The following is a 22,419-nucleotide window of genomic DNA, read 5'->3' on the forward strand; positions in this document are numbered from 1 at the left end:
CCATGACTGCCTTTTTGCAAAACTGGTTGCGCCCTGTCCTTTTGACCGTGGTAGTGGTCGCTATTGGCGCATACTGTTCCTATTATCTCTGGCAGACCTATCTGGAAGCTCCCTGGACCCGGGACGGACGGCTTCGGGCAGAGATCGCCGAAATCGCTCCGCAGGTGTCCGGCAACATTGTCCACATTGCCGTACCTGACAATGGCTTTGTCAAAAAGGATGACGTCATTCTGGAGATTGATCCCAGTAACTACCGTATTGCCCTGGCTCAGTGTGAGGCAGAGCTTTCCGGAGCGAAATTCCAGGAGGAACAACTGGCCAGTAACGCACGCCGTCTGGATAAGATGCCGCCACATCTGGTGAGTGCTGAGCAGGTCACCGATGCCAATCTGGCCTGGAAAGCCCAGCAGCAGGCGGTCAAGGCTGCTGAAGCGGCACTGAGTCAGGCACAGCTGAATCTGCAACGCACCCGGGTCAGGGCACCTTTTGATGGGTTTGTGGCCAATATGGATCTGCGCATCGGCAGCTGGCTGAGTGCCGGGCAAGCCGTGCTGGCATTTATCAACCGGCGTGACTTTTTTGTGGTCGGCTACTTTCAGGAGAACCGGCTTAAAGGCGTGTGCCCGGGGGCTCCGGCCAGCATCACCTTTCTCGGCGAGGATACGGTCTATCCGGGTAAGGTGACCAGTGTTGGCCGGGGCATTGCCGACAGTAACCAGAACACTAGCAGTCAGCTGCTGGCCAATGTTGACCAGACCTTTCCCTGGATTCGCCTGGCCCAGCGGATACCGGTCCGGGTGGCGTTTGACCAGCCCCTCCCTGAGCCAGCCCTGATTGCCGGACGTACCACCTCGGTGGTGGTTCAGGGTAACTGGCCTTGCCCATGATCATTCCGGTTCGCTATCTTCCCGATCTGGCGGTGGTTGCCCGGATGGTGCTGGCGACACTGATTGTGCTCGTTGTCAGCCTGTATTATGACCTGCCTTACCCGAGCTGGGCATTGATGAGCATTGCCCTGCTCGGCTTCAAGGTGGAGCTGGGCAATATTTATATCAAATCCCTTGCTCGCATTGTCAGTACGGCCGCTGGCGGTATTGTCGGTGCCCTGATCACCATCTGGTTTGGTCAATACCCGCTGGTGGTGGTTATCCTGCTCAGCCTGGTGGTATGGGTATGTGTAGCTATTACCAGCCTTTATAAGGCCATGGCCGGTTATACCAGTTTTCTGACCTGTATTACCTGCCTGGTGGTGGTGCTGCTCAATCTGAACAATAACAGTCAGTCTTCTATTTGTTTCTACACCCTCAACCGGATCACCGAAATCAGCCTCGGGTCCTTGGCCATGCTGATCAGTGCTCTGGCCATCTGGCCAAACAGCGGTATCGATCGGCTGACTGATTCGGTTGTCGCACTGCGTCATCAGGTTGCCCGGCTTGAAGACATGGCCAGTCAGCCAGAGCAGTACCCATACCCGGCGTTTGTCAGTCTGCATACTCAGTTGAGCCGGATGGTGATCGACTGTGACCAGCAACGCTACTACACATTGTTTCTGGATAACCGGATTGGCCATCTTTCCGGTTATCTGCAACGGGTTATCCTCTCTGTGCTGAACCTCATGGCCAGCCTTACCATGCTGCGCCGCCTTCTGCTTCGCCAGGAAACCAGCCCGCATGAACATCAGGCCATCAAGAACGCAGTTGATCACCGTCGTCAGGAGCTGGACAATGAAATGGAGCACCTGACCCACCTGCTCAACCAACCGGAAGAGATCCGCCAGCAGGAAGCAGAACCGGGCCATAATTCACTGCTCAATCTTCAGAACTGGCGCTCTACCTTATACGGCAGCTTAACCGCCGTGGCAGCCCTGGTGATGGGCTATTGGTTCTACGTCATAACCGGGACACCAGAGGGGGGGTTGATGACCATAGGGGGTATCATTCTCACAGGGGTCCGGGTGATGACCGGTGCCCCCAGGATACCACTGTCCAAAGTATTGACTACGGTGCTGGCTTCAACGCTGATCGTCTTTTTCACCCAGTGTGTGCTGGTGGTCTACGCCAATAGTTTCTGGCCGTTGTTTCTGCTCACCAGTACCCCACTGGCCGTGCTGGCCTGGACGCTCTACCGGAAGTTGAGCATCGTCGGACTGTTCAACGTTATTCTGGTCACAGTGCTGATACCGGTGAGCAATGAGCAGACACTTCAGCCGCTGAATCTTGTCAATAATGCCTTTGCATTGCTGCTCGGTTTCCTGATTGGTTATATCTGTATTGAAGTGATCGGCACGCCACCACGGGACAAGTTGTGCAAGGATTATCTCAAAAGCCTTGCCACTGTAATGCAGCGAACCATAAACCGGGGCGCAGGGGGGATTACGCCGCCGCTATTCCGCCGACAGATACTGCCCCTGGGGGCAGCAATGCTGGAACTGTTTCCAGAGCAGCAAACGATGATCCTTAACTGGGTGGACACCTTGGGGTCTATCGGAAGCATGTGCCTGAAACTGCAGGGGCTGGACAGTAATCCGCAGGCCTGTGACCGTGCCAGAGCGCTGTTTGCTGAGGTGCGGCAGCAGCTGGACAACCTGCTCAGCCATTTGCATCTGCCGACTACGGCCATGACTGCGAAGGATCGGGAGTGCCAGCAGCAGATGGACAACCTCTTTGACCAGGCCCTGACGCTCTATAACCGGGATCAGCAGACGCACACGCTCAATCTGCTGATTCTCTGTGGCTGCCTGCGTCGGCACCATGAACTGTCCTTTACCGATGAGCAGGCTTGATTGATTTACCCCACTTTCTTTTCTTTGCTGGCTTTGCTGGATGTCATTCCGGTCAAATAATACTGGCCAGCGCATACCCAATGCAGACGGAGCTCTGCACAGCTTTTTAAACAGCCTCTTCCCATGGGAAATAACCTTCTGGTGCTGGTGATCAGTGCAAACAACACTTATTGAGTTTTTGCCGCTGACACAGGGGGCAAGGATCATTTCTGCCGACACCTGCGGGTGATGAAGTGAATGCAGGTTTTCATTGAACTTTTGAATTGTGGCTAATTTTGACTCAATAGGGGAATCTTTTAATGATTGATCGGTCAAAATAAGTATTGTGGGTAAAAAAATGTGGAAATTCTTGAGTCGGGCAACATTCAGGTATCGATTCAAAAACTCGTAGTACAACATGAAAAGTAAGACTTTTTGAGTATATACAGATTCAGGTCTTCACGTCTAACCTAGTATTTTAAGACTGGCATTTTCACCAAGTAAGTTAAAAAAATTTATCAAACAATTTCGGAGGCTTGTTAACTATGGACTGCAATCATGCTTTAAACACGAATTATACGACCGTTCAATCCAGTATCATGGAAAAAAAACAATCGGATAAAACGGATACAGCGTCAGCTCCTCAGATTCCCCGCAATGATAGCGGGAACATGGAAAAGGCTAAGTTATCGTTTTCTGAATCCACCATAACCGCTGTTGTCGCTCCATCTAAGCACAATCCCCATAAAGCACAGCTTCTTACGCCCAAAGATCCTGCACAACTCAGCACAACAGTTGAGGATATAAACGCACACTTCTTGACATTTTGCAGCTCTGATAATGGCGAGGAGCTTGCCAACTTATTATCGGGTATGGATGAGCCATCACGGCGTGATTGGTTCAGCAGCTCACTGGCATGCAACGACAATAAGGATACCCCCTTGATGTATGCTGCCCGGCATGGTCATGTAGCAGTGGTTAAGGCATTAATCGACTACCAGGCAAATCCCTGTGAGAATAACCCATCGAACCCCGCTCAGAGTAATGCATTGGTTATTGCTGCCCAGGAGAATCATCTGGAGGTTATCCAGGCGATGGCCAACTCCAAAGAATTTCAACCTGACAAGCCCGGGGGTGATGGCCTTACCGCAATGTTTATGGCCATAAAATGTGGTAACGCTGAAGTCACGAAAGTTCTTTTGCAGCATAATGCTGACCCTGATTACAAAATCCGTTGCGCTATTTTTGAAGAGAAGGTGGAGCCCACAGAGATTGGCAGCTTTGAAGAGGGTGAGTCAATTGATAAGAATGTGGATGAGATCAGAGGGATTGGCGACAATGAAGAGGGTGAGTCAACTCATAAGAATATAGTTAAGATCAAACCGATTGGCGGCTATGGAGAGGGAGAGTCAATACCTTCAAGCCAGCTCTGGTTAACTCCTGTAATGCAGGCAGTACAGTCCGGAAACACTATTATCCTGGAACAACTCCTCTCAAAAGGAGGGACTCCAAATAACATTGACCCGTCTAACCCAAAACAACTATCACCATTACAATCGGCCATTATGGATCTTAAAGACTCTTCAGAAGAGATGGTCAGGCTTTTATTGAGTTTCAAAGCGAATATGTACGAAAAAGTAGTTGTTACTGATGATGCTGTTAAAAAACCTGCTGTCCTTGCTACACTGCTTGATGCCGCAGCTTACAGGGCTTATGCTCGACGTAATGATACTGTTGCGAGAGATGTGGCTTGGGCGATGTGCGAGTTTAGCGATGACCCATTAATAAAACAACTCGCTAGTATAGCCAAAGGGAAGGAGATACGTTGAGCGGGGCTTTTGAGAGAGGCATGGTGTTCCCCATGCCTTTTAAGGGTATCAATACAATTTAGATTTCAGCCGAACCCGCCAGATGAACAGGCATATACTGAGTCAGCGCTTGGGTAACAAATTGCTGATAAGACCATGACCCTTGTCTTCTTTAGCAGGGTTCGCAGGCCGTATGGTGTAACCAAATTTTGCTTTTAGAGCAATGTGTAGCTTTTCTTGATAGAGGCTCTGCACTTCCCAGCAGTTTTTACTGGCTGTATAGAGCAAATTGCCATTGGTGATTATAAACACTTGTTGATCAACCAGCGTTTGGCGCTGTTTTCTTACTTCACATTTTTGTGCAGGTGCCGGGTTTTCCGCCAATCAAAGAGTTGTCATTTTCCACAGCAATTACGGTAATTTAGCATTGTTCTGTAACCCTTGTGAGCGAGTATTGCTAAACTGATACTAGCTTTCTTTTAACTTTTATTTTTAATAAGAAACACAAAGGTTTGAGCGATGCATAAGGCCGTGTTCTCCGTAAAACTCAACTCTGAACAAGTGCTTCAGTATTATAAAGGGCAAAAGAGTTCGGTGAAGGTGCGCACCGAATCTGGTCAGACGATGAGTATTCCCTATGACATTATGCTGAAATTTGTCACCAGAGAGGGGATTTATGGACGATTTCAATTAACTTACGGAGATGATGGGAAATTTCTGGATATTACCCGTTTGAGTTAATGCTGATGCACTTTATCACGGCAGCATTCCCTGAGGATTGTTGCTAATTTTCTTGCGGCAGGGCCAACAGCATTCGGGTCAGGAAATATCATGTAAAGCTGTACGCCCCGGCTATTGCCGAGTTTGGTTTCCAGTTGTTTGATGATTCCCTCTTCAAGTTCCTGTTGAATATGGTGTGTGGGTAGCCATGCAAATCCAAGTCCCTGCTTGACCAGCCTTATCGAAGAGCTGATGTGGCTGACTGTCCATCGCTCTTCAGATCCAAGCCAGCCAGCATCAGTGTCCCTTTTTACGCCGGAATCACGAATGTAGTGGTCAAGTAAAAATGGACTGCATATTCTGGTAACTCTTGAACACTCATTCTGGTAACACTTGAACACCCATTCTGGTAACACTTGAACACCTATTCTGGTTTCTTTTGAACACTTTTTGATGATTTCCAGAATCACCGTTCAAGCTTCCAGAAACGCTGTTCAACAGACCATAAACCGGTCTAATACAGCTAACAAATATCTTCTTATGCATTGATTTTCCATAACTTTGGCCGTTCTTATCTGTACCAAGAGAGGGAACCGGCCATGACAGAAAACAGGATTACCATGCGTAAGCTACTAGAAATACTCCGGATGCGGTTTGGCAGCCAACTCAGCTTCCGACAAATTTCCCGCAGTGTACGGGTCAGTGTGGGGACGGTATCCAACTACGTTAAGGCCTTTCAGGAATCGGAATTAAGCTGGCCCCTGGCAGAGGATATATCTGAGCCTGAGCTTATTCAGGCGCTGTTTCCCGATGCCTCGATAGCCAATCGAAAAGGGTTGATTGATCCTGACTGGGCTGAGGTGCATCAGGAACTGAAGCGCAAGGAAGTGACCAAACAACGACTCTGGGAAGAATACTGTCAGGCCCACCCCCTCAATGCCTACAGCTATGCCCAGTACTGTCACCGTTACAATCAGTGGCGTGGTTGTCAAAAGCGATCTATGCGACAGCTGCACAATGCAGGTGAAAAGTTATTTGTTGATTATGCCGGGCCAACCATGCCAATCATCAACCCGGACACCGGCGAAATTGCCCACAATGCCCAGATATTTGTGGCAGTGCTGGGAGCGTCCAACTATACCTACGCTGAAGCGACTCTGTCACAAAAAACAGAGGACTGGCTGGGGTCTCATGAACGGGCCTTTGAGTTCTTTGGTGGGGTGCCAGAAATTGTTGTGCCAGACAACCCAAAGTGCGCAGTTATCAAAGCCTGTCGGTACGAGCCGGATCTCAACCCATCATACCAGCACCTGGCTTGTCACTACCAGGTGGCAGTCATTCCGGCACGCCCCTACAAACCCAAAGACAAGGCCAAAGCAGAAGTCGGTGTACAGGTAGTGGAGCGGTGGATACTGGCCAGGCTTCGTCATGAAATGTTCTTTACCCTGGCAGAGCTGAACCTGCGGATACGTGAGCTGTTAATCGAACTGAACCTGAAGCCCTTTAAGCAGTTGCCAGGAACGCGACGTAGTGCGTTTGAACAACTGGATGAACCAGCCCTCAAGCCACTGCCGAAGCAATCTTTTGTGTTCGCTGAGTTTATCAAGGCCCGGGTGAATGTGGATTATCATATTATCTGCAAGGGGCACGCCTACTCGGTTCCCCATCAGCTTGCCAGGCAGGAAGTAGAAGTACAGGCGACTGAGCACTGCGTCACGATCTACGCTAACGGTAAAGTGGTGGCCAGCCACGCTCGCAAGCACACACGTGGATTTACGACGTTAGCAGTTCATATGCCGGAACGACATCGTCACCATCAGGATTGGACGCCTGAGCGTTTACTTAACTGGGCTAACGACATTGGTCAGGAAGTCTATTGTTTTATTCAATCACTGCTGGATAGCAAGGAGCATCCTGAACAAGCCTATCGAGCTTCATTGGGGCTGCTAAACCTGCAGCGGGAATATGGAACTGAACGACTCAACAACGCCTGCGCCCATGCCAGGAACATCGGGGGTTATCGGTTAAAAAATGTCCGATCAATCCTCCAGTCAGGCAAAGACCTGATGCCATTGGAGCCACAGTTAAAACAAACGACAGGTCCCTTGCATGATGATCACGAAAATATTCGTGGCGCTATTTGCTATCAATAACCGGAGGCGAACATGATCAATGAAACACTGGCTCGCCTTAGGTCACTGCGACTGACCGGAATGGCAGATGCCCTCAATCAACAGCTGGACCAGCCGGGCACCTACAGTAGCCTTAGCTTTGAAGAACGACTGTCGTTGCTTACTGAGCAGGAAGAAACAGAGCGAAACAATAAACGTCTGGCTCGGCTGCTCAGAAGCGCCCGGTTTAAACTGGCTGCCCGGATACACGACATTGACTATGAACACCCCAGAGGTCTCAAACAGAACCAGATGGCCAGCCTGTCTGGAGGAGGCTGGCTTGACCGGTACAGGAACCTGTTGATCACCGGACCTTGTGGTTCCGGTAAGAGCTACCTGGCCTGCGCCCTTGGGCACATGGCTTGTCTGAAAGGCTACAGTGTCCGGTACTATCGGATGTCCAGGCTACTGGATGAACTGATCCTTGCCCACGGTGATGGCAGCTACAGCAGGCAGTTGAAACAACTGGCAAAAGTAGACTTGCTGATTCTGGACGACTGGGGCCTGGAACCACTGACGCAGCAACAAAGGAACGATCTGCTGGAAGTCATGGATGACAGGCACGAGCAAGGTTCCACGTTGGTTACCAGTCAATTGCCCACCCGGAAGTGGCATGCCAGCATTGGTGATGAAACTCTGGCCGACGCCATTCTTGACCGGCTTATGCACAATGCCCACCGGATTGAACTCAAAGGCGAATCCATGCGCAAAAAGCTTGGAAAATTGGACGCAGTTGAACACCTGGTCTAAAAATCACACTGGGCAATGTGTAAGGAGTTCAGGGTGTTCAAATGAAACAGAATAGGTGTTCAAGTTAACCAGAATACGCATCGTCGTCACCTTGAATTTTTTTGCATACTTCACAACCAGTCCCAAGCGCTTCATCAGTGTTGCTGCTTGATAGCGGCCAATATTGTAACCCTTGCCTTGCAGGGCTTTTGCCATTCTCCGGCTGCCATATGAGCGATCGGAGTCGATAAAAATTTGTTGTGCATCAGAATCCAGGCGGAACTGCTTGGCCAGAGAGTCCTTCTGATGTTCCTGTTGATTCTGCCAGCGATAAAAGCCACTGCGCCCAACCTGCATTACTTTACAGAGCACCTGCACCGGATAGACCTCCTTCTCCTGTTGTATAAATGCAAATCTTACAACAGGTCTTTCGCGAAGAAGGCCGTCGCCTTTTTTAATATTTCCTGTTCCATTTTCAACTGGCGGTTTTCAGCTTCCAGCTCTTTTATTCGCTGCTGATCAGGCGTCAAAGCTTGCTGCCCTTTGCCTGGAAAAGACATTTCCTTTTTTTCATCCTGTTCCCGTATCCAGCGTCTCAGGTTGCCATCATTGATACCAAGACTTCTGGCAACCTCTGTTACAGCCTGCTTCTGCTCCACTACCATGGCAATGGCTTTACGCTTGAATTCCGGAGAATAATTTTTACGCTGCTTTGTCACTTTCTACCTCGTCACTAACTGCACTATTGTGCTTAACGAGGTGTCCTAAGTCATTAAACCACTTCACACTGATGATGTCAGGCATTTTACCCCCCATCCTTTGTTCTGTGTTTTCAGAGGCTCTTTGCCACTTAAAGCTTTCCTTTCCCTCGTAAGGTAGCTGACGACGTTGGTTCTTTTTCCCCCGCTGAACGTCCTCTCTAACCCATCGTTCTTGATCAATAAGCCCAATGCTTCGCTCTGTATCCGCATCAACCAAGAAGACAGAGTGGACGTGGAATCCTCTGGTTTTAGAGCCTTCAGGACCTCCAAGATCACCAAGCTCGGATCTGACAGCATGTTTATAACCCAGGGTTGTTGTATCTTCGAGAGCCAGAAGTAGGCGAGACTGTCTCGCTATTTTGGCAGTTGCCTGAAAGCCTGCCTCAGCTATTGCTTCAGGCTTTACGGCCTCATTCTCAATCAGCCGGTAAGCTCCAGTTACCAGTGCGGTATAACCTTCGCATGAAGATGACAAAGAATTACCGGTATGAGCTGAAAGCTCGGCAGCAACTTTGACAAGTCGTTTTGTACGTCGAGTATCGCCCAAATCAGCACATCCAAAAGTTAGTTCTGACCATGGTTTAGGAGAAAGTGGAAGCATGACCTGTTTTATCAGTGAGAAATGATAGAACAAGGTAGCTATTTGTGATCAAGAGACAGGTCTTTGATCCGGGTTTCTCTCCAAACAGCTTCGGCTACCGACCGGGACGGTCAGCACACGACGGAGTCCGTCAGGTTAAGCAGTTGATCAACCGGGGGCTTCATCACGCTGTTGACGTTGATCTGAGTAAATTCTTTGATACGGTTAATCACGACGTTTTGATGTCGAGGGTCTCCCGTAAGGTCCGCGACAAACGCCTTCTGAAACTGATTGGTAGCTACCTGCGCTCCGGTGTCATGATTGAGGGCAATGTCTACCCGACCAGGGTTGGCATGCCACAGGGTGGGCCTTTATCACCCTTGCTGTCTAATGTGGTCCTCGACGAACTCGACAAGGAGCTTGAATATCGGGGTCATTGCTTTGCAAGATACTGTGATGATTTTGTGATTCTCGTCAAAAGTCAGCGTGCAGGGGATCGGGTGATGCACAGCATTACCCAATCATTGAACGCAAATTGAAAAAAGATTAACTCCCGGAAAAGTAAAGTTGTGAAAGCAACAGAAAGCGAATTCCTGAGTTTCACCTTCACAGGGAAGAAAGTTCGCTGGGCCCAGAAGTGTCTGGACCGATTCAAATACCGGATACTCAAGTTGACCAGTCGTCGCTGGGGTGTCTCAATGCAACATCGGTTACGCAAATTGGCACAATATATCCGGGGTTGGATGGGGTATTTCCGGTTATCGGAATATCACCGACCAATTCCCCTGCTGGATCAATGGATACGTCGGCGAATCCGTTGCTGCTTTCTGAAGCAATGGCGCAAGCCGAAAACCCGTTTTAAGAATCTGGTCAGGTTAGGCGTTGATAAAATTGTAACTATTCAGCACTGAGCAAAGGCATATTACAGTAATTCCGAACAGCTCTATGAAGTGATTGATATATGTCCATTCCCTGTTTTCTGGCAGACGACAAATAGCTGCGAATCCGTGCAAACATAGAACCACCGTCTGCACTCCTGAAGCAGCCTGAGATTTTCTGCTTTAACTTGGCCATTCGAACATCCCGCTCACTGCCATTGTTATCGAAGGGAATGGTAAAATCTGACATGAAGCGCAGTGTCTCAGCCTTGAACTCAGTGAGTCGTTTGAAGAGATTGTAAGCTTTAGTATTCTTGACTTTCTTGCGCTTAAGCTCCTCTCGTTGCTTCTCCATATAGACGACTTCTTTCATTAGAGCCCGCTGAAGCAACCGGTCATAAATCTTCTCGATTCGTTCACAGACAACACTTGGCATCTGTAGCATACCTATGGTCTTAAAGCCCTTGCAGTAATGCCAGGAAAGCCTCAGTAGCTTCATCAATCGCAACGCCAGTTGATTGCTGTCCCTATCAACAACACCCAAAAGCTCCCTCAGGTGATGGGCATTGCAAAGTACGTGAGTTGCCGCATATGCAAAATAGGATTTCCAATGATCATGAACCAGAACGCCTGCAAATGTTAGCAGTATGCCCATCGTGTCCATGGCCTCACGACCTCGCTTTTCAGACAAGTAGTAGGGCGTCCATTGTTCATCCCGCATAACGTGTAGCCAGTGCAAAGAGCCCTCGGCCCGCATACCCGTTTCATCGGCTCCGGCAACAGACGATTCCCGCAAGGCGTCACGAATAACCTCTTCAGTAGAAGCCAGATTTTCATAGGTTCTGGCCACAAAATTGGCGACAGTGCCTGCACTTACACTCATTTTATAGAGAGTATTAAAATACTCTGACACGCGCTTAAAAGGCAGGAAATGGTATTGGTTAAGATAGACGGCCATAGCCTGTGTGGCTGAGCCATATTGTGCGGCAGCGGTAACACCTTCCGGGAATTCAGCCTGATTCCGACAACCACAAGTGCAGATTTTTACTTCAGCTCTATGGGCCGTTACTTCAAATTCACCCGGTCTCCCTGGTTCAAACACCTGTCGTTCAATATATTTGACCGGCTCACTATCAAGAAGAGACGCCTGACATTTATTGCATTCTTTAACCGGAAGGTACTCAATATAGTCAGGGATATCGACCTGTTTAAGACAAGTGCCCTGATGCCCTTTCTTTCCACCGGCTTTATTACCAGAAGACTGTCTCAGACTTTTAGGATTGGGTTTTTCATCCGATGGATCGGTACCTTTATCTGCGGAAAGGTCGTCAGAATGATCTGGAGAATTACTGTTTTTACAAGGTTTTTGATAACCATCAGACGATGGCGGCTTGCTGCTGTTTTGACTGTTCTTGCCAACCTTTTCTTCCAATTCTCGACATCGCTCTTCCAGACAGGCAACTCTCATCCGCAGCTCTGCATTCTCTTTCAAGAGAATCTCAGCCGACATAGTTGCGGGTAGTTCTGGAATCATGCTGGCGAATATTGTGGAAAAATGGTGCTTAAGAGGATGGTATAAAAATCGTAACTATTCAGCACTGAGCAAAGGCATATTACAGTAATTCCGAACAGCTCTATGAAGTGATTGATATATGTCCATTCCCTGTTTTCTGGCAGACGACAAATAGCTGCGAATCCGTGCAAACATAGAACCACCGTCTGCACTCCTGAAGCAGCCTGAGATTTTCTGCTTTAACTTGGCCATTCGAACATCCCGCTCACTGCCATTGTTATCGAAGGGAATGGTAAAATCTGACATGAAGCGCAGTGTCTCAGCCTTGAACTCAGTGAGTCGTTTGAAGAGATTGTAAGCTTTAGTATTCTTGACTTTCTTGCGCTTAAGCTCCTCTCGTTGCTTCTCCATATAGACGACTTCTTTCATTAGAGCCCGCTGAAGCAACCGGTCATAAATCTTCTCGATTCGTTCACAGACAACACTTGGCATCTGTAGCATACCTATGGTCTTAAAGCCCTTGCAGTAATGCCAGGAAAGCCTCAGTAGCTTCATCAATCGCAACGCCAGTTGATTGCTGTCCCTATCAACAACACCCAAAAGCTCCCTCAGGTGATGGGCATTGCAAAGTACGTGAGTTGCCGCATATGCAAAATAGGATTTCCAATGATCATGAACCAGAACGCCTGCAAATGTTAGCAGTATGCCCATCGTGTCCATGGCCTCACGACCTCGCTTTTCAGACAAGTAGTAGAGCGTCCATTGTTCATCCCGCATAACGTGTAGCCAGTGCAAAGAGCCCTCGGCCCGCATACCCGTTTCATCGGCTCCGGCAACAGACGATTCCCGCAAGGCGTCACGAATAACCTCTTCAGTAGAAGCCAGATTTTCATAGGTTCTGGCCACAAAATTGGCGACAGTGCCTGCACTTACACTCATTTTATAGAGAGTATTAAAATACTCTGACACGCGCTTAAAAGGCAGGAAATGGTATTGGTTAAGATAGACGGCCATAGCCTGTGTGGCTGAGCCATATTGTGCGGCAGCGGTAACACCTTCCGGGAATTCAGCCTGATTCCGACAACCACAAGTGCAGATTTTTACTTCAGCTCTATGGGCCGTTACTTCAAATTCACCCGGTCTCCCTGGTTCAAACACCTGTCGTTCAATATATTTGACCGGCTCACTATCAAGAAGAGACGCCTGACATTTATTGCATTCTTTAACCGGAAGGTACTCAATATAGTCAGGGATATCGACCTGTTTAAGACAAGTGCCCTGATGCCCTTTCTTTCCACCGGCTTTATTACCAGAAGACTGTCTCAGACTTTTAGGATTGGGTTTTTCATCCGATGGATCGGTACCTTTATCTGCGGAAAGGTCGTCAGAATGATCTGGAGAATTACTGTTTTTACAAGGTTTTTGATAACCATCAGACGATGGCGGCTTGCTGCTGTTTTGACTGTTCTTGCCAACCTTTTCTTCCAATTCTCGACATCGCTCTTCCAGACAGGCAACTCTCATCCGCAGCTCTGCATTCTCTTTCAAGAGAATCTCAGCCGACATAGTTGCGGGTAGTTCTGGAATCATGCTGGCGAATATTGTGGAAAAATGGTGCTTAAGAGGATGGTATAAAAATCAGAAAATTCCAGATTTATGTGGGGGTGCTGAACAGTTACTAAAAATCAGAAAATTCCAGATTTATGTGGGGGTGCTGAACAGTTACATAAAATTAACGCCGCCAAGATCGCAGCCAGCAGCAAAGGGTATTACCGTCTGAGTAAAACCTATGCGGTACAACAGGCACTGAATAACAGTTACCTCGCGAAAATTCTGACTCTTGATCACATCTCTCCAGCGCTGAACTGCCGGGCTATCTGCCAGGTTTTTACCCGATCCTGCAATTTCGCCCAGCCTTCCCATACCACTAACCAGCCGGGCTGCCCTGTATGCTTTGAATCACCCCAACCACCAAGCCGAGCAATCGTTTGAAGCAGCCAAGTGACTGTTGGCGGCTTATCGGGCAACGCTTTTTTTTCATAGGTTAGCCAGAGAACCTGCCATTCATCATCACTGACCACCTCATTCGCGAGTGTTTTTTCACTCCAAAGCTTTCTGTCTTTGTGCTGCCTGTCATTCGGTAACATTAATGCTTCACGGATTTGCATTAGTCTGACAGCGACAAACATTAATATGACCGCAAGTCGTTCAATGTTATCCGGAGATTGCAGACGAAGCCTTTCTACTCCTGCTCCCGATTTCCAAGCCTTATGGAACTCTTCTATTCGCCATCGGAGCTCGTAAAATCGAATGATAGAGCGACAGTCTTCGAATGTTTCAATATCTTCAGTTGTCAATAGTACCCAGTGCAAACGGTCTTCGGAGTCATTGCCAATCTCTTCAGCCGACACAATATTCATAGTTACCGGTTCCGGCCTGCCGCCTGGCCTTTGCGGCGCCTGTATTGTCATCTTCTTTCTTTTGACCTGCAGCGTTGCCTTTCGCTTCTTTCTACCTCCTTTTTGAGGAACCACTATCGTATATTTCCCCAACACTTCAGTCTGAGCTAAGGAATCAAATAATAAGAGTTCGCCATCCACCAGGATTCTGTTTTGTGTAGCTCTTACAACAAACCGCTGTCGGTTATCCAGTTTGTAGTGCATATATTCGTATATATCCGCCTCCCGGTCGCAAACACTGATGATGTCAGGCATTTTACCCCCCATCCTTTGTTCTGTGTTTTCAGAGGCTCTTTGCCACTTAAAGCTTTCCTTTCCCTCGTAAGGTAGCTGACGACGTTGGTTCTTTTTCCCCCGCTGAACGTCCTCTCTAACCCATCGTTCTTGATCAATAAGCCCAATGCTTCGCTCTGTATCCGCATCAACCAAGAAGACAGAGTGGACGTGGAATCCTCTGGTTTTAGAGCCTTCAGGACCTCCAAGATCACCAAGCTCGGATCTGACAGCATGTTTATAACCCAGGGTTGTTGTATCTTCGAGAGCCAGAAGTAGGCGAGACTGTCTCGCTATTTTGGCAGTTGCCTGAAAGCCTGCCTCAGCTATTGCTTCAGGCTTTACGGCCTCATTCTCAATCAGCCGGTAAGCTCCAGTTACCAGTGCGGTATAACCTTCGCATGAAGATGACAAAGAATTACCGGTATGAGCTGAAAGCTCGGCAGCAACTTTGACAAGTCGTTTTGTACGTCGAGTATCGCCCAAATCAGCACATCCAAAAGTTAGTTCTGACCATGGTTTAGGAGAAAGTGGAAGCATGACCTGTTTTATCAGTGAGAAATGATAGAACAAGGTAGCTATTTGTGATCAAGAGACAGCGCGAAAATTGGGCTTGTTTCATTGAAAGACTTATGGATCAGGTTTCACCATCATCGTTGAACCGCCCGGTGCGGACCCGCATGCCGGGTGCTGTGGGGAGGGCTGGAGAAAGACCGGCCCTTACCCGATTTATGTGGCTGGTCGAGGTTCAAAGCTAATTTTTACTTTATAGCCAATTGCCTTAGCATAGTCTTCTATAGTTGACAGCTTTGGGGATGTTGTTGAGTTCACGTTCTCCAACCTGGAAATATTGCTTTTCTGGGTATGCAACATTTCAGCAAGATCTTCTTGAGTCAGGCCAGCTTCTTTACGAAGAGATATTAATTTCTTTCTCAGCTCACAAGCTAATTCTTGCTGCTCGTACTCCTCACGAACCTCAGGATCAGCAAGAGCCTTTTTCTTAAAGTCAGAAAATGATGGTCTAGTCATTTTTTGATCTCCTTCATTCGTTTCTTGGCAAGCTCTAGCTCCTTTTTTGGTGTTTTCTGCGACTTTTTAATGAATGAATTGAGAATGACTATTTCTTTCCCTTTCACCATGCAGTACAGAGAACGACCAATACCTTCCTTGCCTTTTGCCCTGATTTCAAAGAGACCATCACCCATTGGAGCTGTGTAGGGCTTTCCGAGAGCTGGACCAAATTCTTCAATAATTTCCGCAATATGGATAAAATTGGCCAATATGCCCTTTGGAAAAGATAAGGTCTCTTCCTCAACTTTTTGGTTATAAAACGTAATACGCCATTTCATACACAAAGGTTATCATATTTGATAACATATGCAATGAGATTTTCTATCACTTGGTACAGAAATGAAGGAAGCGACATAACGCCTGCATAAGCGGCGGCGCGTCTAGCGCCGACCGCTGGATGCTCTTGTTGTGCGCGAACTCGCCGCTCGTGAGCCTGAAGGCCGGCACCCAACTATGTTTTCTCTGTTCATGGCAGAGGCCATGAAGCCCTGACGAACAGAAAAGCTGCGGTAAACGACAAAGCTGAAATTTACTGCCAAACCACGGGCACAGATTTTGGCTTGGCGTTGCACGAAGGAAAAAGCTCAAAAACTGCTTTGCCAGAAACACTATATTGATTTATGACTATTATAGGTAGTTCTCGTCCAAAAACACAACCAATTGAAAACTGTAGATTTTATCCTGAAAAATTAAGTGGAGCCCTACTGCTATCTGGCGACTAAACTTCCCAAGAGCAAGAAACATAAGGGATTGCCAAAAACAGAGGACTCCAAATGCGCAAAAAACGCAACCCGCAGTGTAGTATGGAACTCCATTACGTACCTCATGAAATCTGCTCCCAGCTTTCCGGTATCTCGCAATGGCTTGACGCCCATCCACAGTTCAATGACTGGATTTATGAGGACTTAAGTTCTGGTGATAAACAGAACACTGGGCGGAACGGACTATCAGCAGAATCCGTTCTTCGTGCGGCACTCCTGAAACAGTATTTGAATTGTGATTATGACTACTTGTCGTTTGTTTTGATGGACTCCATGCTCTTTCGAGACTTTTGTCGCCTCGAACCAAACCAGCGCCCCAGTCGCTCCAGTTTGCATGGGCTCATCAGCCTTCTTACTGCATCTACATGGGAACGGATTAATAACTGTCAGCTAATGACCGCTAAAGATCAGGGTATTGAAAAAGGGCGCACTGTGGCTATTGACAGCACAGTCACCGAATCGGATATCAAACCTCCTTGCGACAGTGATCTTTTAGCCAGTTCCGTTAAAGAAATTTGTCGGCTGCTGGAACGGGGACAAACACTGACAGCGACACCGCTTTATGAATATACCCATCACAACCGAGCCGTAAAAGATGCGGCCAGAAAATGCATCTACGCTGGCAAAGAAGAGCGGCATCAGCATTATAAAAAACTGCTGCAGTTGACCCGAAAATCCCGGAAGGTACTTATCGAAGCTACTGTCACGCTAGCAAACGCCCGTCAGCAGGGGCAGTGTCTCCTGGCTGATGATGCCGACAAGTGGCAGGCCGATGTGGATCACCTGTTACCCCTGGTGGATGCAATAGTCTCCCAGACAGAGCGCAGGGTCTTTAAGGGTGAAAAGGTGCCAGCCCAGGAAAAAGTGGTTAGCCTGTATGAACCCCATACGGATATCATCGTAAAAGACAGGCGGCAAGTACAGTATGGCCATAAACTGAACCTGGTTCAGGGAAAAAGTCGATTGATCCTGGACCTGGTTATTGAGGAAGGTAACCCAGCGGATTCGGACCAATTCATTCCGATGATGGAAAGACAAAAAGAAATTTATGGTCGTGTACCTCGCCAGACAAGCGGTGACGGCGGATACGCGTGTCGCGCTAATTTGGAAAAAGCCAAGGCCATGGGAATCAGCGATGTAGCTTTTAATAAGAAGCGCGGACTTGAAGTCGAAGAGATGACTAAAAGTCAGTATGTGTATAAAACGCTCTTTCGCTTCCGGGCAGGTATTGAAGCGGGAATTTCGTGGCTAAAGAGATGTTTTGGGCTATCACGTTGCCACTGCAAGGGTTCTGAGCGTTTTGATTCTCATTGCTGGTTATCGGTGGTCTGTTACAACCTGGTGATTCTGGCCAGACACCCGGCACCATCCTGATAGCCACCTCCACGCTACATGAAAGTACCTTTCCAGCATGGTGGGAGGATGTTTTCTGCCTGCTTTTCGCGTTTTTCTCCAATATCCGTCCCAGATTAGAGAAAAAAAGGGAAGAGTTTTTGCGGCTCTCTGGAATTTCAGGAAATATCAAAACGCACGTACAATCTAATTATGATTGCCTGATGCGTTTTTGGACGAGAACTAGGTAACACTGCCTGCAGGCATAACCTGTGTTATGCAACCTGAAGAAACCTTTTACCGCTTCTGGCATTTTTTGCAGTGCTCTCATTTTGCTGCGAATGAAATCTATAAAGTCAGCTTTGGTCTTCAAAGCGGTTTTTCCAAGCTTTTCTTTCAGGTGATTCCAGACCTGTTCATCAGGATTCAGCTCCGGGGAATAGCTTGGCAGCAAGTGTAGGCCCAGCAACTTCGGCTCTTGTTCTACGTAATCTTTCGTATACTTCGCTCGGTGTGCAGGATGTCCATCAGTGATTATGATCACTGGCTTATCAACGCTGCGAACCAGTGACTTTAGATATTTAACAAACATAAACCGATCCATTTTCCCGGTGAATGTCTTGTACCTCAGGCAACCTTCTGAACTCACAACTGAAATAAGGTTTAACCGATGCCTGGAGCCTGTTGTTTTTACAACTGGGGTTAGACCTTTTATGCCCCAGGTTCGACCACGGTGACACTCGGATTTTGCTGTAGATTCATCAAGAAAGAAGATGATTGCATCTTGCTCTTCTGCCTGCTGGAGTATCGCCGGGTAACGGACGTTCAGCCATTCTTCTACTTTCTTTTATCCTGTTCCCACGCTCCCCAGCGAGGCTTTTGTGGAGAGAAGCCCAAGCGTTTCAAGAGCCTGGCAACTCCAGAAGGAACGTATTTAACCTGAAAGGTCTTTTCAATCAGAGTGGTGATGATTTGGCTCGTCCACAGTGACGTCTGGTAACCATAATCAATAGGAGTTCGAGTTCTCAGTAATATCTTAAGCTGCTGTTCCTGCTCTTGCGATAGCCTGGGCTTGGGTCCAGTTTTACCTGTCCGGGTTTTCAGGCCATCCCAGCCTTCTTGGTTATAACGATCAATCCATTGATAGACGATTTTTCTTGAGGTGCCATACTTTCGAGCAAGATTTGTAGGATTCATGCCAGAATGCCAGTCTTTTATGGCTTTGAATCGAATTTCTTCCCTGATGGAATCGGAAAGTCTGCGTCCGTCAATGTTGTTCATTACTACCTCATTTATAAGGTAGAGGATAATACCATACGTCAATAGTTACCTATAATTGTCGCAGATTAATACTGCAAATTAACAGTAGCCTGTTTGGTGAGCATGGGCAGTCAACTCAATTGTCACAGAAGTTTGTTCAGCGTTTTCTGACAGTTAATCCTGACACTCAGCATAAAATGAGAGATTTGGCTATCGCTCAAATCCCACACCTGGATGCTGAAATCGTGATGGGTTTTGGGACCCCTGAAGATCAGAAAAATGATCGACAGGTGGAGATGACAGCCCTTTCGGATCTCCTGATAGAGGAAGTGAGGTCTGCTGATGTTCTGGTCATTGGGTTGCCAATGTATAACTTCAGTTTGCCGTCAACGTTGAAGTCCTGGTTTGATTTTATTGCCAGGGCTGGGGTTACATTTAAATATACCGAGCAGGGTCCGGTCGGGCTTCTGGCAGGCAAGAAAGCTTACATCATGGCTGCCCGGGGTGGGCAGTATGCAGGTACTGAACACGATACACAGACGGCCCTTGTGCGACACTTTCTCAGTTTCATTGGTATTCAGGATGTTGAGTTTGTCTATGCAGAGGGGCTTAACATGGGAGATGATATCAAGGGGCAGGCAATCAATGATGCAGAGAAAGTAATAGATAGCCTCGTTGCATGATGGGCTGCGGTGAGTCAAAAAAGGCCCCGGTTGTCGCAAAAGCAATGATACTTTTGCGACTCATCTTATGACTCATCGTCAGGCGGCAGTAATGATCAGGTATTTTTCCATCAGCTCATCCTGAGCCTCTTCGCAGTCCGGGTTCTTCGCAATACAGTCCACCGGGCAAACCTGCTGGCATTGAGGCTCATCATAATGGCCAACACACTCTGTGCACAGTAGAGGGTCAATCTCGTAAATCTCTTCCCCGGGTGAAATAGCACTATTTGGGCATTCCGGTTCGCAGACGTCGCAGTTAATGCAATCGTCAGTAATCATTAAAGCCATAGGTGACCTTTGGAATTCAGCTTCGCTTGCTTCAGGCAGGTGAAAACAAAAACAGACCGGTAGTGTCTCAGTTTTCGTTGAACTTATCTGTCAGTGCTTTCTGAACACATGGCGACACAAACTTGGAAATATCCCCACCCAGGGATGCAATTTCCCGAACCAGTGTGGAGGAAATATAGGAGTATTGCTCAGCAGGTGTCAGAAAAAGGCTTTCTACTTTCGGCGCCAGTACCCGGTTCATATTGGCCATCTGAAATTCATATTCAAAGTCAGAAACGGCTCTTAATCCCCTGAGAATAACCTGGGCCTGCTGCTCTTCCACAAAGCTTGCGAGCAGAGAGCTGAATCCGGTCACCTGGACATTTGGTAAATGAGCCGTTGATTCTTTGGCAAGGTTGACCCGGGATTCCAGATCAAATAATGGCCTTTTCCTGGGGCTTTCAGCAACGGCAATAACGATTGTATCAAATAGCCTGGCCGCTCTTTCAACAAGATCCATATGGCCCTTAGTGATAGGGTCAAACGTACCAGGATAGATTACCTTGATCATTAAAAATGACTCTCCGGCCACAAATCCAGCAACAGGTCAGGGTGACAATAAACAGCAGGAATTCTGCATTTCATCAGAAAACTGTCTTGTAATTTGTTGGACAGACTCCCGGTGAAGCAGTCCGCTGATCTGCGACTATGGTGACCTTTTTCTAGTAAAAGGGCATGTTAACGAAATAGTCAGAAGGGTTCAAATGGCTGGGTAATCAGACGCTTTCTTGCTTTGTGCCCGATACCGGGATAGGAGCGGGATGACTACCTGTCTGATGAAGCTTCTGGCTCCCGGTTTGGCAGCCAGATGTTAATGGTTAGAATTATTTGTTGCCAGAAAGAAACGCCAGCACTTTTTTCTGCAGCCAGCCACCATAGGGAGGAAAGATCAATTTGGCACTATTAAACTTGCCTTTAGTTAGTACTGCCTTTGCTTTGGAAAATGTCTGGAAACCTTCGTAACCATGGTAGTGCCCCATACCTGATGGGCCAATGCCACCAAAAGGCATATCTTCAACAGCGACGTGGAACAGACACTCATTAATGCATACACCGCCAGAGTGGGTTTGTGCCAATACGGTTTCCTGATTTTTCGGATCAGAGCCGAAGTAATAGAGCGCCAGAGGCCTGGGTCGCTGCTGAACAAACTGAATGGCTTGGTCAAGGCTATCGATGCCAATGATGGGTAGCAGAGGACCAAAAATTTCTTCCTGCATAATGCCCATGCCATCGGATGGGTTTTCGATCAGGTGGATCGGTATTCGACGGCTACCGTCGTCAATGTCTTCATTGCCCGGATTATGGATGATTGCGCCCTGAGCTTTGGCATCGTCAAGCAATTTCAGTAAACGCTGGTGGTGGCGGTCATTGATGATGGCGGTGTAATCATGGTTGCCGTTGACCTTTGGGTACATTTTGCGAAAGGCTTTCAGGTAGTGCTCAATAAAGGCTGCCTTTTGGTCATTTTTTACCAGTACATAGTCCGGTGCTACGCAAGTCTGACCAGCGTTCAGGGCTTTTGCATAGCAGATTCTTTCAGCCGCTTCCTGTATCGGAAAATCGTTATCGACAATAACGGGTGATTTACCGCCAAGCTCCAGTGTTACCGGGGTCAGGTTATTTGCTGCGGCTCGCATGACATGATGACCGACAGCAGTAGAACCGGTGAAAATAATATGGTCAAAGGGCAGGCTGGTAAACTCGGTTGCCACTTGTGCATCACCGCAAACGACGGTGACCAGATCCCTGGGGAATGCTTGCTCAATCATTTGGGCAACCCGTTCCGAGGTTTTTGGTGTGAACTCCGACATCTTGATCATCGCCCGGTTGCCTGCGGCAAGAGTGGTCAGCAATGGTCCCAATGAAAGGAACAGTGGGTAATTAAAGGGCACCACAATACCGACCACGCCCAATGGTTGGTAAACCACTTTTGCCGAGGCAGGCAGTAGCTGAGGGCTCAGCTTTCGCTTGCTGGGTTTCATCCACTGTTTGAGTCGCTTGAGCGTGTAATGAATATTGCCCAGGTTCGGCATGAATTCAGTAAGTAAAGACTCGCTGCTGGCCCGGCCACCAAAATCCTCATCTAAAGCTGACAGCAAAGCATCTTTATGATTCAGTAATGCTGTCTCAAGGGATTTCAGTCGGGCTACCCTTTCCTGGTAGCCGGGGTTAGGGTCTTTCAGAAAAGCCTGGCGCTGAAGGGACAGAAGATCCGGCAAGGGGAGTGTGGCTGGACGGACTGCCAGATTTTGTTCTGAGTCGATGGTTTCAATTATTGTCATAATTATTTCCT

At 47.9% G+C, this 22,419-nt stretch carries 26 protein-coding genes; 11 read left to right on the forward strand and 15 right to left on the reverse strand.

Annotated features, from left to right (window positions below):
• Positions 1 to 2: 2 nt before the first annotated feature.
• From MJO57_RS03150 to MJO57_RS03160, 3 genes are all read left to right on the forward strand, one after another.
• The gene (locus MJO57_RS03150; RefSeq protein WP_252026921.1) at positions 3 to 887 is read left to right on the forward strand and encodes an HlyD family secretion protein; all 885 of its coding nucleotides are present in this window, start codon (positions 3 to 5) and stop codon (positions 885 to 887) included.
• Positions 884 to 2,782, forward strand: coding sequence for an FUSC family protein (locus tag MJO57_RS03155; protein ID WP_252022925.1), 1,899 nt, complete (start codon positions 884 to 886; stop codon positions 2,780 to 2,782). The genes MJO57_RS03150 and MJO57_RS03155 overlap by 4 nt, the downstream gene beginning before the upstream one ends.
• Before the next feature lie 578 nt (positions 2,783 to 3,360).
• Positions 3,361 to 4,590: an ankyrin repeat domain-containing protein gene (locus MJO57_RS03160; RefSeq protein ID WP_252022926.1), complete on the forward strand. Its 1,230-nt coding sequence runs from the start codon at positions 3,361 to 3,363 to the stop codon at positions 4,588 to 4,590.
• A gap of 102 nt (positions 4,591 to 4,692) precedes the next feature.
• On the opposite strand, the gene MJO57_RS03165 is transcribed toward MJO57_RS03160, so the two are convergent.
• Positions 4,693 to 4,953: a hypothetical protein gene (locus tag MJO57_RS03165; protein ID WP_252022927.1), complete on the reverse strand. Its 261-nt coding sequence runs from the start codon at positions 4,951 to 4,953 to the stop codon at positions 4,693 to 4,695.
• 135 nt (positions 4,954 to 5,088) lie between these two features.
• Between MJO57_RS03165 and MJO57_RS03170 the strand changes: the two genes are divergently transcribed.
• A complete protein-coding gene (locus tag MJO57_RS03170) occupies positions 5,089 to 5,310 on the forward strand; it encodes a DUF2835 family protein (protein ID WP_252022928.1) in 222 nt (73 codons plus the stop codon).
• Here MJO57_RS03170 and MJO57_RS03175 read toward each other — a convergent pair.
• Entirely contained in the window at positions 5,307 to 5,690 is a 384-nt protein-coding gene (locus MJO57_RS03175; RefSeq protein WP_252022929.1) for a LysR substrate-binding domain-containing protein, read from the reverse strand. The genes MJO57_RS03170 and MJO57_RS03175 overlap by 4 nt on opposite strands.
• A 198-nt stretch (positions 5,691 to 5,888) precedes the next feature.
• Between MJO57_RS03175 and istA the strand changes: the two genes are divergently transcribed.
• Together istA and istB are read left to right on the forward strand one after the other, a co-directional pair.
• Complete coding sequence (istA, locus tag MJO57_RS03180) at positions 5,889 to 7,442, forward strand: IS21 family transposase (RefSeq protein WP_252017310.1); 1,554 nt, start codon at positions 5,889 to 5,891, stop codon at positions 7,440 to 7,442.
• Positions 7,443 to 7,454: 12 nt separating this feature from the next.
• Positions 7,455 to 8,210 (forward strand): IS21-like element helper ATPase IstB, encoded by a 756-nt coding sequence (gene istB / locus MJO57_RS03185; RefSeq protein WP_252017309.1) that lies wholly within the window; start codon positions 7,455 to 7,457, stop codon positions 8,208 to 8,210.
• Between the two features lie 3 nt (positions 8,211 to 8,213).
• On the opposite strand, the gene MJO57_RS03190 is transcribed toward istB, so the two are convergent.
• From MJO57_RS03190 to MJO57_RS03200, 3 genes are read right to left on the reverse strand one after another with little or no spacing between them, the layout of a single operon-like run.
• Positions 8,214 to 8,546, reverse strand: a complete 333-nt coding sequence (locus MJO57_RS03190) for an IS3 family transposase (protein WP_252022930.1) — start codon at positions 8,544 to 8,546, stop codon at positions 8,214 to 8,216.
• Between the two features lie 59 nt (positions 8,547 to 8,605).
• Positions 8,606 to 8,908, reverse strand: coding sequence for a transposase (locus MJO57_RS03195; protein WP_252017325.1), 303 nt, complete (start codon positions 8,906 to 8,908; stop codon positions 8,606 to 8,608).
• Positions 8,892 to 9,551 (reverse strand): transposase DNA-binding-containing protein, encoded by a 660-nt coding sequence (locus MJO57_RS03200; RefSeq protein ID WP_252022931.1) that lies wholly within the window; start codon positions 9,549 to 9,551, stop codon positions 8,892 to 8,894. Before MJO57_RS03200 ends, MJO57_RS03195 begins: the two co-directional genes overlap by 17 nt.
• Before the next feature lie 44 nt (positions 9,552 to 9,595).
• Here MJO57_RS03200 and MJO57_RS03205 point away from each other — a divergent pair, with 44 nt between their 5' ends.
• Together MJO57_RS03205 and MJO57_RS03210 are read left to right on the forward strand one after the other, a co-directional pair.
• A complete protein-coding gene (locus MJO57_RS03205; RefSeq protein WP_252022932.1) occupies positions 9,596 to 10,069 on the forward strand; it encodes a reverse transcriptase domain-containing protein in 474 nt (157 codons plus the stop codon).
• Positions 10,070 to 10,099: 30 nt separating this feature from the next.
• Positions 10,100 to 10,441 (forward strand): group II intron maturase-specific domain-containing protein, encoded by a 342-nt coding sequence (locus MJO57_RS03210; RefSeq protein WP_252022933.1) that lies wholly within the window; start codon positions 10,100 to 10,102, stop codon positions 10,439 to 10,441.
• Here MJO57_RS03210 and MJO57_RS03215 read toward each other — a convergent pair.
• Both MJO57_RS03215 and MJO57_RS03220 read right to left on the reverse strand, forming a co-directional pair.
• Positions 10,428 to 11,942 carry an IS66 family transposase gene (locus MJO57_RS03215; RefSeq protein ID WP_252022934.1) on the reverse strand — a complete coding sequence of 505 codons (1,515 nt, stop codon included), beginning with the start codon at positions 11,940 to 11,942 and terminating at the stop codon, positions 10,428 to 10,430. The two genes, MJO57_RS03210 and MJO57_RS03215, sit on opposite strands and share 14 nt — an antisense overlap.
• A gap of 54 nt (positions 11,943 to 11,996) precedes the next feature.
• Positions 11,997 to 13,511, reverse strand: coding sequence for an IS66 family transposase (locus MJO57_RS03220; protein WP_252017330.1), 1,515 nt, complete (start codon positions 13,509 to 13,511; stop codon positions 11,997 to 11,999).
• Here MJO57_RS03220 and MJO57_RS03225 point away from each other — a divergent pair.
• The gene (locus MJO57_RS03225) at positions 13,510 to 13,701 is read left to right on the forward strand and encodes a hypothetical protein (RefSeq protein WP_252022935.1); all 192 of its coding nucleotides are present in this window, start codon (positions 13,510 to 13,512) and stop codon (positions 13,699 to 13,701) included. The two genes, MJO57_RS03220 and MJO57_RS03225, sit on opposite strands and share 2 nt — an antisense overlap.
• 64 nt (positions 13,702 to 13,765) lie before the next feature.
• Here the strand turns inward: MJO57_RS03225 and MJO57_RS03230 are convergent, their stop codons facing one another.
• From MJO57_RS03230 to MJO57_RS03240, 3 genes are all read right to left on the reverse strand, one after another.
• Positions 13,766 to 15,193, reverse strand: coding sequence for an IS4 family transposase (locus MJO57_RS03230; protein WP_252017676.1), 1,428 nt, complete (start codon positions 15,191 to 15,193; stop codon positions 13,766 to 13,768).
• Positions 15,194 to 15,382: 189 nt separating this feature from the next.
• Positions 15,383 to 15,682: a helix-turn-helix transcriptional regulator gene (locus tag MJO57_RS03235; RefSeq protein WP_252022936.1), complete on the reverse strand. Its 300-nt coding sequence runs from the start codon at positions 15,680 to 15,682 to the stop codon at positions 15,383 to 15,385.
• On the reverse strand, positions 15,679 to 16,002 hold the full coding sequence (locus tag MJO57_RS03240; protein ID WP_252022937.1) for a type II toxin-antitoxin system RelE/ParE family toxin: 324 nt from the start codon (positions 16,000 to 16,002) through the stop codon (positions 15,679 to 15,681). The genes MJO57_RS03235 and MJO57_RS03240 overlap by 4 nt, the downstream gene beginning before the upstream one ends.
• 495 nt (positions 16,003 to 16,497) lie before the next feature.
• On the opposite strand from MJO57_RS03240, the gene MJO57_RS03245 reads away from it, so the two are divergent.
• The gene (locus MJO57_RS03245) at positions 16,498 to 17,859 is read left to right on the forward strand and encodes an ISNCY family transposase (RefSeq protein ID WP_252017318.1); all 1,362 of its coding nucleotides are present in this window, start codon (positions 16,498 to 16,500) and stop codon (positions 17,857 to 17,859) included.
• 169 nt (positions 17,860 to 18,028) lie between these two features.
• On the opposite strand, the gene MJO57_RS03250 is transcribed toward MJO57_RS03245, so the two are convergent.
• Entirely contained in the window at positions 18,029 to 18,646 is a 618-nt protein-coding gene (locus tag MJO57_RS03250; RefSeq protein WP_371924858.1) for an IS630 family transposase, read from the reverse strand.
• Between the two features lie 8 nt (positions 18,647 to 18,654).
• Complete coding sequence (locus MJO57_RS03255; protein WP_252019824.1) at positions 18,655 to 19,098, reverse strand: winged helix-turn-helix domain-containing protein; 444 nt, start codon at positions 19,096 to 19,098, stop codon at positions 18,655 to 18,657.
• 77 nt (positions 19,099 to 19,175) lie between these two features.
• Between MJO57_RS03255 and MJO57_RS03260 the strand changes: the two genes are divergently transcribed.
• On the forward strand, positions 19,176 to 19,760 hold the full coding sequence (locus MJO57_RS03260; protein WP_256493317.1) for an FMN-dependent NADH-azoreductase: 585 nt from the start codon (positions 19,176 to 19,178) through the stop codon (positions 19,758 to 19,760).
• A gap of 78 nt (positions 19,761 to 19,838) precedes the next feature.
• On the opposite strand, the gene MJO57_RS03265 is transcribed toward MJO57_RS03260, so the two are convergent.
• The 3 genes from MJO57_RS03265 to MJO57_RS03275 all read right to left on the reverse strand — a co-directional run bounded on the left by MJO57_RS03265 (position 19,839) and on the right by MJO57_RS03275 (position 22,408).
• The gene (locus MJO57_RS03265; RefSeq protein ID WP_252022939.1) at positions 19,839 to 20,087 is read right to left on the reverse strand and encodes a YfhL family 4Fe-4S dicluster ferredoxin; all 249 of its coding nucleotides are present in this window, start codon (positions 20,085 to 20,087) and stop codon (positions 19,839 to 19,841) included.
• Positions 20,088 to 20,154: 67 nt separating this feature from the next.
• Positions 20,155 to 20,637 (reverse strand): pantetheine-phosphate adenylyltransferase, encoded by a 483-nt coding sequence (coaD, locus tag MJO57_RS03270; protein ID WP_252022940.1) that lies wholly within the window; start codon positions 20,635 to 20,637, stop codon positions 20,155 to 20,157.
• A gap of 313 nt (positions 20,638 to 20,950) precedes the next feature.
• Positions 20,951 to 22,408 carry a coniferyl aldehyde dehydrogenase gene (locus MJO57_RS03275; protein ID WP_252022941.1) on the reverse strand — a complete coding sequence of 486 codons (1,458 nt, stop codon included), beginning with the start codon at positions 22,406 to 22,408 and terminating at the stop codon, positions 20,951 to 20,953.
• Positions 22,409 to 22,419: the final 11 nt, after the last annotated feature.

It is taken from the genome of Endozoicomonas sp. SCSIO W0465 (assembly GCF_023716865.1).
Classification (GTDB): Bacteria; Pseudomonadota; Gammaproteobacteria; order Pseudomonadales; family Endozoicomonadaceae; genus Endozoicomonas.

Bases quoted from the DNA above. Each gene is read 5' to 3' on its own strand.
- MJO57_RS03275 (WP_252022941.1), bottom strand. From the start codon at position 22,408: ATGACAATAATTGAAACCATCGACTCAGAACAAAATCTGGCAGTCCGT.
- MJO57_RS03200 (WP_252022931.1), bottom strand. From the start codon at position 9,551: ATGCTTCCACTTTCTCCTAAACCATGGTCAGAACTAACTTTTGGATGT.
- MJO57_RS03150 (WP_252026921.1), top strand. From the start codon at position 3: ATGACTGCCTTTTTGCAAAACTGGTTGCGCCCTGTCCTTTTGACCGTG.
- MJO57_RS03160 (WP_252022926.1), top strand. From the start codon at position 3,361: ATGGAAAAAAAACAATCGGATAAAACGGATACAGCGTCAGCTCCTCAG.
- istA (WP_252017310.1), top strand. From the start codon at position 5,889: ATGACAGAAAACAGGATTACCATGCGTAAGCTACTAGAAATACTCCGG.
- MJO57_RS03265 (WP_252022939.1), bottom strand. From the start codon at position 20,087: ATGGCTTTAATGATTACTGACGATTGCATTAACTGCGACGTCTGCGAA.
- MJO57_RS03215 (WP_252022934.1), bottom strand. From the start codon at position 11,942: ATGATTCCAGAACTACCCGCAACTATGTCGGCTGAGATTCTCTTGAAA.
- MJO57_RS03155 (WP_252022925.1), top strand. From the start codon at position 884: ATGATCATTCCGGTTCGCTATCTTCCCGATCTGGCGGTGGTTGCCCGG.
- MJO57_RS03230 (WP_252017676.1), bottom strand. From the start codon at position 15,193: ATGCTTCCACTTTCTCCTAAACCATGGTCAGAACTAACTTTTGGATGT.
- MJO57_RS03225 (WP_252022935.1), top strand. From the start codon at position 13,510: ATGCTGGCGAATATTGTGGAAAAATGGTGCTTAAGAGGATGGTATAAA.
- MJO57_RS03255 (WP_252019824.1), bottom strand. From the start codon at position 19,098: ATGAACAACATTGACGGACGCAGACTTTCCGATTCCATCAGGGAAGAA.
- MJO57_RS03170 (WP_252022928.1), top strand. From the start codon at position 5,089: ATGCATAAGGCCGTGTTCTCCGTAAAACTCAACTCTGAACAAGTGCTT.
- MJO57_RS03245 (WP_252017318.1), top strand. From the start codon at position 16,498: ATGCGCAAAAAACGCAACCCGCAGTGTAGTATGGAACTCCATTACGTA.
- istB (WP_252017309.1), top strand. From the start codon at position 7,455: ATGATCAATGAAACACTGGCTCGCCTTAGGTCACTGCGACTGACCGGA.
- MJO57_RS03235 (WP_252022936.1), bottom strand. From the start codon at position 15,682: ATGACTAGACCATCATTTTCTGACTTTAAGAAAAAGGCTCTTGCTGAT.
- MJO57_RS03220 (WP_252017330.1), bottom strand. From the start codon at position 13,511: ATGATTCCAGAACTACCCGCAACTATGTCGGCTGAGATTCTCTTGAAA.
- MJO57_RS03240 (WP_252022937.1), bottom strand. From the start codon at position 16,002: ATGAAATGGCGTATTACGTTTTATAACCAAAAAGTTGAGGAAGAGACC.
- MJO57_RS03190 (WP_252022930.1), bottom strand. From the start codon at position 8,546: ATGCAGGTTGGGCGCAGTGGCTTTTATCGCTGGCAGAATCAACAGGAA.
- coaD (WP_252022940.1), bottom strand. From the start codon at position 20,637: ATGATCAAGGTAATCTATCCTGGTACGTTTGACCCTATCACTAAGGGC.